This is a genomic window from Ignavibacteriota bacterium (assembly GCA_016218045.1).
GTDB lineage: Bacteria > Bacteroidota > Ignavibacteria > SZUA-365 > SZUA-365 > JACRFB01.
This window is the reverse complement of record JACRFB010000049.1, coordinates 1-8,476: the sequence shown is the minus strand read 5'-3', so window position 1 is coordinate 8,476 and position 8,476 is coordinate 1. Positions and strand designations below refer to the sequence as shown.

At 61.3% G+C, this 8,476-nt stretch carries 8 protein-coding genes; 7 read left to right on the top strand and 1 reads right to left on the bottom strand.

The genetic code is table 11. The features are described from left to right. Nucleotides 1–1,976: 1,976 nt before the first annotated feature. Entirely contained in the window at nucleotides 1,977–2,507 is a 531-nt protein-coding gene (locus HY962_13040; protein MBI5647848.1) for a hypothetical protein, read from the top strand. A gap of 205 nt (nucleotides 2,508–2,712) precedes the next feature. Here the strand turns inward: HY962_13040 and HY962_13035 are convergent, their stop codons facing one another. Further along, the gene (locus HY962_13035; GenBank protein ID MBI5647847.1) at nucleotides 2,713–3,012 is read right to left on the bottom strand and encodes a hypothetical protein; all 300 of its coding nucleotides are present in this window, start codon (nucleotides 3,010–3,012) and stop codon (nucleotides 2,713–2,715) included. Nucleotides 3,013–3,066: 54 nt separating this feature from the next. Here HY962_13035 and HY962_13030 point away from each other — a divergent pair, with 54 nt between their 5' ends. The 6 genes from HY962_13030 to HY962_13005 all read left to right on the top strand — a co-directional run. After that, entirely contained in the window at nucleotides 3,067–3,207 is a 141-nt protein-coding gene (locus HY962_13030; protein MBI5647846.1) for a hypothetical protein, read from the top strand. 123 nt (nucleotides 3,208–3,330) lie between these two features. Beyond that, nucleotides 3,331–4,248 carry an ornithine carbamoyltransferase gene (gene argF / locus HY962_13025; GenBank protein MBI5647845.1) on the top strand — a complete coding sequence of 306 codons (918 nt, stop codon included), beginning with the start codon at nucleotides 3,331–3,333 and terminating at the stop codon, nucleotides 4,246–4,248. 3 nt (nucleotides 4,249–4,251) lie between these two features. After that, nucleotides 4,252–5,223 carry a carbamate kinase gene (gene arcC / locus HY962_13020; protein ID MBI5647844.1) on the top strand — a complete coding sequence of 324 codons (972 nt, stop codon included), beginning with the start codon at nucleotides 4,252–4,254 and terminating at the stop codon, nucleotides 5,221–5,223. Beyond that, nucleotides 5,220–6,137: an aspartate carbamoyltransferase gene (pyrB, locus tag HY962_13015; GenBank protein ID MBI5647843.1), complete on the top strand. Its 918-nt coding sequence runs from the start codon at nucleotides 5,220–5,222 to the stop codon at nucleotides 6,135–6,137. The genes arcC and pyrB overlap by 4 nt, the downstream gene beginning before the upstream one ends. A 33-nt stretch (nucleotides 6,138–6,170) precedes the next feature. Then, nucleotides 6,171–7,367: an ornithine--oxo-acid transaminase gene (gene rocD / locus HY962_13010; protein ID MBI5647842.1), complete on the top strand. Its 1,197-nt coding sequence runs from the start codon at nucleotides 6,171–6,173 to the stop codon at nucleotides 7,365–7,367. A gap of 36 nt (nucleotides 7,368–7,403) precedes the next feature. Beyond that, a partial coding sequence (locus HY962_13005; protein ID MBI5647841.1) for a GTPase occupies nucleotides 7,404–8,476 on the top strand: 1,073 nt, incomplete at its 3' end.

Below are 8,476 nucleotides of genomic sequence, written 5' to 3'. Positions count from 1 at the left end.
TTCGCTGCGCTTGGGCTCCGTTGAACGTAGCAAAGTTGAAAGTAGCCACGTGGATCGTAGAACGTGGAACGTGGATACGTGTTACGTTCTTTCGCCCTCAGCTGCGCTCCGGGCTCCTGGTGTCGCCCTTCGCTGCGCTCGGGCTCCGTTGAATGTAGCAACGTGGAAAGTGGCCACGTTGATCGTAGATACGTGTCACGTGTTACTTGTTGCGTGTAACGTGGCAACGTGTAACGACCATTGTGCCGCCCTCCGCTGCGCTCCGGGCTCACGAAATCCGTTGGGCGCGCCTTTCCCCGGGCTTACGCCCGGGGCTGGCATGTGCCGCCCTCCGCTACGCTCCGGGCTCCGTTGTGTCGCCCGTCGCTTCGCTCGGGCTCCGTTGAACGTAGCAAAGTTGAAAGTAGCCACGTGGATCGTAGAACGTGGAACGTGGATACGTGTTACGTTCTTTCGCCCTCCGCTGCGCTCCGGGCTCCGTTGTTTCGCCCTTCGCTTCGCTCGGGCTCAGTTGAAAGTAGCAACGTGAATCGTCACAACGTGACACGTGTTACGTCGAAGGTGGAACGTAGCAAGGTAGAACGTTGCAATGTCGGAACGTGGAACGTGGATACGTGTTACGTGTGACGTACTGTCGCCCTCCGCTACGCTCCGGGCTCACGAAATCCGTGGGGTGCCTCTCGGACGGTTAGACGATTAGACGATCAGCCGATTAGACGGTTGGCCGATTACACAATAAACCGACACATCGGTCCGATTCTGTCAGCGATCCATCCCACATGTGCGCGAATCGCGAATAGGCTCCGACAGGGGCGACCGGCGGTCGCCCGATTCACCCGGCGCCACATCAGCCGATAAACCGAATCATCGATCCGATTCTGTCCGCGATCCATCCCACATGTGCGCGAATCGCGAATAGGCTCCGACAGGGGCGACCGGCGGTCGCCCTTCAGGCACATCCGCCGAACTACAGCCCCGGAGGGGCGGCATTCATCAACCCACGCCGTGAGGCGTGGGGGTGCGGCGTGTGACGGGAATTCAAGAGCCCCGGAGGGGCGGCATTCAGAAGTCAAGTTCCTGGAGTGTGAATGTGGCTTAATTGCGTTCAAGATGCCGATGCAGTTCGAGACACTGCCAGTGCACTCTCCAACGGTAACGGATTTCCATCGCCCAGTGTCCTGGAATGCCGCCCGCTTCGCGGGCTCATCGTGTCGCCCTTCGCTTCGCTCAGGGCTCCGTTGAACGTAGCAACGTGGAAAGTGGCCACGTTGATCGTAGAAACGTGGAACGTGGATACGTGTTACGTTCTTTCGCCCTCCGCTTCGCTCCGGGCTCCTGGTGTCGCCCTTCGCTGCGCTCGGGCTCCGTTGAAAGTAGCAACGTGGAAAGTGGCCACGTTGATCGTAGAAACGTGGAACGTGGATACGTGTTACGTGTGACGTACTGCCGCCCTCCGCTTCGCTCCGGGCTCACGAAATCCGTTGGGCGCGCCTTCCCCCGGGCTTACGCCCGGGGCTGGCATGTGCCGCCCTCCGCTACGCTCCGGGCTCATCGTGTCGCCCTTCGCTTCGCTCGGGCTCCGTTGAATGTAGCAACGTGAATCGTCGCAACGTGACACGTGTTACGTCGAAGGTGGAAGGTAGCAAGGTAGAACGTTGCAACGTCGGAACGTGGAACGTGGATACGTGTTACGTGTGACGTACTGTCGCCCTCCGCTGCGCTCCGGGCGGGTTCATTACGCTTGAAGTTGCTGCTCTCGAATCCATGAGCCTGCGAAACGGACAGCGGGCTGGAATGCTCGTCTCTGTTGCGTATTTTACCTTCGCTTCACACATACGCGCTCCCCATTCCCCCGTCTCACGTCTCACGTCCCCCGTCCCCCGTCCCCCGTCTCACGTCTCACGTCTCACGTCCCCCGTCTCACGTCTCACGTCTCACGTCTCACGTCCCCCGTCTCACGTCTCACGTCACACGCCATGCTCGAATACGCCTCCTGGGTAAAAGCCAATCCTCTGCTTTCCGCGTTTATACATTTTGCGGTGCTTGGGACACTGGGTGAGTTTGTATCGCATCTGATTCGGACAAAGAGTGCGGCGGGCTTCGGGAGTCCGCTGGTGATTGTCGGGAAAGTGCTCGCGTGGGCGGTGCTCGGCATTGTGATCAAATACGGCTTCGCGGGCATGAAGGGATTTGTGGCCGCGCTGCTCGAACACGGCATGCTCCCGGCGTGTATGAACGACGGCGTTGCACGCGCCTTCGCCATCTCGGCCGCGACCAATGTGTTTTTCGGTCCGCAGATGATGTTCTTTCACCGCTGGGAAGACAACCTCATCCTGCGCCGCAGCGATTATTCCGGGATGAAAAAACCGCTGATGACACTGCTGTGGTTCTGGATACCGGCGCACACCATCACGTTTTCACTGCCGCCGGATTTCCAGATCGGACTCGCGGCCGTCTGGTCGGTTGCCCTGGGTCTTATCCTCGGCCTCGCCGCACCGAAAAAATAATTCCGCTGAGATTTCGATCCGTTCCGCGGGCATGACAATCCGTTCCGCGGGCATATCAATCCATTCCGCGGACGTTTCAATCCGTTCCGCGGGCATGCAATCCGTTCCGTTGGCATCGCAACTCATTCCGCGGGCATATCAATCCATTCCGCGGGCATGACAATCCGTTCCGCGGGCATGCAATCCGTTCCGTTGGCATCACAACTCATTCCGCGGACGTTTCAATCCGTGCAATGACGTTTTCACGCCGTGCAATGACGTTTTCACACAGTGTAATGGGGTTTTCACGCCGTGTAATGACATTTTTACGCCGTGTAATGACGTTTTCACGCCGTGCAATGACGTTTTCACGCAGTGCAATGACGTTTTCACGCAGTGCAATGACGTTTTCACGCCGTGCAATGACGTTTTCATGCCGTGCAATGGAGTTTTCATGCCGTGCAATAGAGTTTTCACGCCATGCAAAGAAGTTTTCACTTCGCATAGTCTTTGCCGATGTCGGCACTTTTCTGCATCTTTGTCGGAACGTGGTGCATTAACACTGAAGTAACGCGGAACAATGAAGCGCAAATCGAGAAGCACATGGATGGGATACGGACGGCAGGCGGCCGTCGCGATGTCCATTCCCCCGTGCCGCTGCACGACGCGCTCGCGGAAGATTCTCGACTTCAAACATTACTGCACCGACGCTCCCATCTGACCCTCCTCCCCCGCCTCCGACCGGGCGCCGCGGCACACGCGCGCACCGCGTTCCTCATACAACACTTTCCGTATCCGTACCACCACATCCCGGCACGTCCTGTGCCGACTGGAGAAGTCCGACATGAAAGCAACTGATTTCCTGAGCATCCGGGACGTCACCGGCGAGGAGATCCTCGAGACCTTCCGTATCGCATCCGACATGAAGGCCGACCGCATGAAATACTCCGAGGCCCTGAAGGGAAAGGCCCTCGCGATGATTTTCGAGAAACCCTCGCTGCGCACCCGCACCACGTTCGACATCGGCATACAGCAGCTCGGCGGATATTCGCTGTATCTCTCGCCGGCTGAAATAAGTCTCGGCAAACGCGAGTCGGTGTACGACGTCGCGAAAAATCTCGAGCGCATGGTGCAGGGCATCATGATCCGCACGTTTGCGCATCAGATCGTGGTCGACATGGCCAAATACGCGTCGGTGCCCGTCATCAACGGCCTCACCGACTATTCGCATCCCTGCCAGGCGATGGCCGACTTCCTCACGCTGCAGGAAGTGAAGGGCGATTTGAAGGGACGCAAGCTCACCTACGTGGGCGACGGCAACAACGTGGCGCATTCGCTGATGTTTGCGGGCGCGCGGCTCGGCGTCCATGTGACCGTGGCGTGTCCGAAGGGCTTCGAGCCCAACGCCAAGGCGCTGGAAGACGCGATGGCCGACGCGAAGGAAACCGGCGCGGTGATCGAGGTGGTGTATGATCCCGCCGAGGGCGTGAAGAATGCCGACGCCGTGTACACCGACGTGTGGGCGTCGATGGGTCAGGAAGCCGAGGCCGCCGAGCGCAAGAAGATTTTTGCGCCGTATCAGGTGAACGAAGCGCTGATGGCGCACGCAAAGTCCGACGCCATATTTATGCACTGCCTGCCCGCGCATCGCGGCGACGAGGTGACAGACGGCGTGATCGATTCGGCCGCATCGGTTGTGTTCCAGGAGGCCGAAAACCGCCTGCACGCGCAGAAGGCGGTCATGTATCAGTTGATGAAATAATTCATGAACGAACCGCGCCATACCGCGCTCATCGCGATCGGCGGCAATTCGCTGATCCGCGCCGGCGAACGCGGCACCATCGAGGAACAGCTCGCCAACGCCCACGCCACCGCGCGCAGCATCGCGCGTATGGTGGCGCAGGGCTGGCGTGTCGTGATCACACACGGCAACGGTCCGCAGGTCGGCGCCGCGCTGCTGCGTTCGGAACGCGCCAGCGGCGAGGTGTACACACATCCGCTGGACGTGTGTGTGGCCACCACGCAGAGCGAGATCGGCTACCTGCTGCAGCGCGCGATGGAGGAGGAACTGCGGCACATCGGACTCACAACGCCGGTCATGACCGTGCTCACGCAGGTGCGCGTCGATCCCGACGATCCCGCGTTCAGGAATCCGACCAAACCGATCGGACCCTTCTATTCGCGCAACGTCGCAGAGGAAAAACGCCGCGCGCTGGGGTGGGACATCGTCGAGGACTCCGCCCGCGGATGGCGCCGCGTCGTGCCCTCGCCGGAACCTGTCGAGGTGTTCGAACAGGATATCATCCGCACCATCCTCGATCTCGGCATGATCGTCATCGCCCTCGGCGGCGGCGGCATACCCGTCATCGAGCGGCCGCATTTCCGCGTCGACGGCTGCGAGGCCGTCATCGACAAGGACCGCGCCTCGGCCCTGCTCGCGGCGGGACTCGGCGTGGACCTCTTCATCATCAGCACCGATGCCGACCGCGTGTATCTGGACTATAAAAAGCCGGGCATGCGCGCCATCGACCGCGCAGGCGTCGCCGAGATGCAGGCGCACCTCGAGGCGGGCCAGTTCCCGCCCGGCAGCATGGGTCCCAAAGTGGAATCGGCCCTGCGCTTCCTGCGCGGCGGCGGCCGCGAGGTGATCATCACCTCGTACGAACATCTCATGGACGCCCTCGCGGGCACGGCCGGCACCCACCTCTTCCCCGACGAAACAGGAGCGCAGTCATGAAGCTCTCACACGTCATCGAGTCGCAGCAATTCACCGTGCCGCTGCTGATGGAGCTGTTCGAACGCACGCACCGCATGGAACGCATCGTGGCGCGCGGCGGCACGCGCGACTACGAGGGGCGCATCATGGCCACGCTGTTTTACCGGCCGTCGACGCGCACACGTTTCTCGTTCGAAGCCGCGATGTACCGCCTCGGCGGACGCGTGCTCTCGACCGAACAGGCCCGTGAATTCTCGTCGGAGATCGAGGGCGAGCAGCTCGAGGATACGATACGCATCATCGGCAATTACGCCGATACGATCGTGCTGCGCCATCACGAGGAAGGCGGAGCAAAACGCGCCGCCGCGGTCTCGTCCGTCCCCGTCATCAACGCGGGCGACGGCACGGGCGGCCAGCATCCCACGCAGGCGCTTCTCGACCTCTACACGATATACAACGAGTGCAAGACGCTCAACGGGCTCTCGGTCGCGCTTATCGGCGCCCTCGATCAAGGCCGCACGGCGCGGTCGCTCGCGTATCTGCTCGGCAAGTTCGACCGCGTGAAGCTGTATTTCATCGCGCCCGACGAGATGCAGATTCATCCCGACATCCTCGCGTATCTCGACGACCACCGCGTGTCGTACGAACTGCGCCGTTCCCCCGCCGACGTGCTTCCCACCGTCGACGTCGTGTATCAGACGCGCATCGACCGCTCGCGGCTGCGCAAGCGCGACATCGATCTCTCGGCATACAACATCGACGCGGGTGTGCTCGCCCGCATGCGTTCGAACGCCATCGTCATGCATCCCCTCCCGCGCTCGGTCGAGATCGATCACACAGTGGACGCGGATCCGCGCGCGGCCTATTTCCGCCAGACGCGCAACGGGCTCTTTCTCCGCATGGCCCTGCTGACGATGCTCTTCGACAAAGACTGATTTTTGCACTTCAACCACATAACAGACATTCGCATGAAAACACAGGATTACATCGCGCTCGAGGAACAGTACGGCGCGCACAACTATCATCCGCTCGACGTCGTGGTGCACGAGGCGCGCGGCGCCTGGGTCACCGACGTCGAGGGCCGCCGCTATCTCGACTGCCTCGCGGCGTATTCGGCCGTGAATCAGGGCCACTGCCATCCGAAGATCATGGACGCGTTTGTCGCCCAGGCGAAAAACGTGACACTTACGAGCCGCGCCTTCCGCAACGACCAGCTCCCACTGCTGTACAAGGATCTGCACGACCTGACGGGCTTCGACATGGCACTGCCGATGAATTCGGGCGCGGAAGCCGTCGAGACCGCGATCAAGGCAGCACGCAAATGGGGCTACACCGTGAAGGGCATCCCGGCAGACAAGGCCGAGATCATCTGCGCGTCCGACAACTTCCACGGCCGCACGGTGACGATCGTGAGTTTCTCGACCGAGCAGCAGTACCGCGACGGTTTCGGTCCGCTCACCCCCGGCTTCCCCATCGTGAAGTACGGCGACATCGAGGATCTCAAGGCGAAGATCACACCAAACACCGCGGCCTTCCTGGTGGAACCGATACAGGGCGAGGCCGGCATCATCGTGCCGCCCGAAGGGTACCTGCGCGAAGCAGAACGTCTCTGCCGCGAGAACAACGTGCTGTTCATATGCGACGAGATACAGTCCGGCCTCGGCCGCAGCGGCCGCCTCTTCGCGTATGAATACGAAGGTGTGTCGCCCGACATGGTCATCATCGGCAAGGCGCTGTCGGGCGGATTTTATCCCGTCTCGGCCGTGCTTGCGCGCAAGGAAGTGCTCGGCGTGTTCAAGCCGGGCGATCACGGATCGACGTTCGGCGGCAATCCGCTCGCGGCCGCCGTGGCGCGCGCCTCGCTGCAGGTGCTCGTCGAGGAAAACCTCGTCGCCCGCTCGGCGGAACTCGGCGAGTACTTCATGGAGAAGCTGCGTTCGATCCCGAGCACGCACGTGGTGCAGGTGCGCGGCCGCGGCCTCTGGATCGGCTTTGTGCTCGACACACGCGCGCGTCCCTACTGCGAAGCGCTCATGGAAAAGGGCATCCTCTGCAAGGAGACACACGACAACGTCATCCGCTTCGCGCCCCCGCTCGTCATCACGCGCGAAGAAATCGACTGGGCCTTCGAACGCATCCGCGACGTGGTCCTCTCCCTCGACTGATTCCGACAGACACCAATCATACACGGAGATTCTCTCATGGCTGAATCCAAACGCATCAACACGATCATCGTGGGCGCCGCGGGCCGCGACTTCCATAATTTCAACGTCGTGTATCGCGACAATCCGCTCTACAACGTGGTCGCATTCACGGCGGCGCAGATCCCCGACATCGCGGGACGCAAATATCCGGCCTCGCTCGCGGGCAAGCTCTATCCGAAAGGCATCCCCATCTTCGAGGAAAAGGATCTCGAGAAGCTGATCGCGAAACACGCGGTCGAGGAAGTGGTGTTCTCGTACAGCGACGTGCACTACGATCACGTGATGGGCCTCGCCATGCGTGTGGTTGCGGCGGGCGCGCACTTCAAACTTCTGGGCGCGGAACCGACCATGATCAAGAGCACCAAGCCGGTGATCTCGATCTGTGCCGTGCGCACGGGCAGCGGCAAGAGCCAGACCACACGCAAGGTGGCGCAGCTCCTCATGGAAATGGGCCTGAAAGTCGTGGCCATCCGCCACCCGATGCCCTACGGCGACCTCGAGAAGCAGAAGGTGCAGCGCTTCGCGACGACGGCCGATCTCAAGAAGCACAAGTGCACCATCGAGGAGATGGAAGAGTACGAACCGCACGTCGTGCGCGGCACCATCATCTACGCGGGCGTGGATTATCAGGCGATCGTGGACCAGGCGCAGAAGGAAGCCGACGTGATCCTCTGGGACGGCGGCAACAACGATCTGCCCTTCTACAAACCCGACCTGCATATCGTCGTGGCCGATCCGCTGCGTGTGGGCGACGAGCAGACCTACTTCCCGAGCGAAGCCAACCTGCGTCTCGCCGACGTGGTGATCATCAACAAGATCGACTCGGCCTCGCCCGATTCCGTGCTCGAACTGCGCGACAACATCCGCTCGGTGAATCCCACCGCGCAGATCGTCGACGCCGCGTCGCCGATCATCGTCGAACGATCGGAACTCATCATGGGCAAACGCGTGCTCGTGGTGGAAGACGGTCCGACGCTCACACACGGCGAAATGAAGTTCGGCGCCGGCATGATCGCCGCGCAGAAGTTCGGTGCCGCCGACGCGGTTGATCCCCGCCCGTATGCGGTCGG